Here is a 1,498-nt window from a genome sequence, read left to right as displayed (position 1 = left end):
GTTAGCGTCGAGGATCAGGGCGAAGAGGTTACTTTGTACTGTCGCAAAGCTGGCGACGAGCACAGCACAATGGTTAAGGCCAATTTCGTTGTCGGCTGTGACGGTGCTCGATCTTTGCTGCGTGAAGCCATCGGTTCTGGCATGGACGATCTGGGGTTTGACGAACGTTGGTTGGTCGTGGACCTATTGCTTAAGAGGGACCGCCCCGATCTGGGTGATCACACGGTTCAGTTCAGCAACCCTGATCGTCCAATGACCTATTGCCGAAGCCCGGAAAACCGGCGGCGGTGGGAAATCACGGTTCTAGATGACGAAACCGACGACGAGGTTTTGCAAACCGCGCGCATATGGGATTTTCTTGCGCCCTGGATTGGCCCCGAGGATGCGGATCTGGAACGGAGCGCGGTCTACACGTTTCGATCTGCAATCGCGCAGAACTGGCGCAAAGGTCGATTGATGATCGCCGGAGATGCCGCACATCTGACACCGCCTTTTATGGGTCAAGGCATGTGCGCGGGGATCCGTGACGCCGCCAATCTGGCGTGGAAACTGGCGCTTTGCGTCAATGGCGAAACCGGAATTGACTTGCTGGACAGCTATCAAGCCGAGCGCGCGCCCCACGTGCGCACGTTCATCGAAACGGCGGTGCGCTTAGGTGGTTTGATCAATACGATGGATCGCGACACCGCGCTGGCACGAACAGAAGCTGATTGCGACGGAAAGGCTCGCATGGAGTTCACCTCGCCCCCACTTGGTCGCAGTGATTTGGCCAGCCTCGTGGTTGGCAACACGCCGCACACCGGGCACCTGTTCAGCCAGCCGACACTCAGTGACGGTCAGCGGCTTGATGATGCCATCGGGTATGCACCAGTGCTTGTGGTGCGTCACAAACTGCCCCGTGATGTCGTGCCAGCCATGCGCGTTCTTGATGGAGAAGCGCATCCTGCCTTTGCAGATGCGTTGGACGAAATTGGGGCAAATGCCGTTCTGCTGCGCCCTGACCGATACATCGCCGCTAGCGCCATGACTCAGACAGACATCAAAGCAATTGCAGCTATGAGCCTGCCAACCCCTTACAAAACCATCATAGAAAGAGAGCCCGTAAAATGAAACTTGCTTCCCTGAAAACTGGCGGGCGCGACGGCACGCTGGTCGTTGTGTCCCGTGATCTTTCCCGTTTGACTTTGGCCACATCCGTGGCACCCACACTGCGCGAAGCGATCGAAGACTGGCAGACCGCCGAGCCTGCCCTGCGCAACCTTGAAAAACAACTCGAGGACGGCGTCGTCGATTCCATGTCGTATGATCCGGCGGCACTGGCCTCACCGTTGCCGCGAGCGTTCCAGTGGGCGGACGGTAGCGCCTATCTCAGCCATATGCGGCTTGTACGCAAGGCGCGCGGCGTTGACATGCCTGCAAATTCGGAATCCGACCCGTTGCTCTATCAAGGTGGTGGCGACGGGTTTCTTGGACCGGTCGACCCAATCCCCTGCGTCGA

General features: G+C 58.2%; 1 protein-coding gene and 1 pseudogene. Both read left to right on the top strand.

Annotation, left to right across the window (positions count from 1 at the left end; genetic code table 11):
- On the top strand, positions 1 to 1,110 hold a 1,110-nt coding region (locus AC2FLJ_RS22785; protein ID WP_496707780.1), incomplete at its 5' end, for a bifunctional 3-(3-hydroxy-phenyl)propionate/3-hydroxycinnamic acid hydroxylase.
- Positions 1,107 to 1,498: pseudogene (locus tag AC2FLJ_RS22780) on the top strand (fumarylacetoacetate hydrolase family protein); the annotation flags it as partial. The gene AC2FLJ_RS22785 and the pseudogene AC2FLJ_RS22780, both read left to right, overlap by 4 nt.

The sequence above is a fragment of the Ruegeria sp. CDSA034 genome (assembly GCF_059612275.1).
This window is presented reverse-complemented; position numbering and strand designations above follow the sequence as displayed.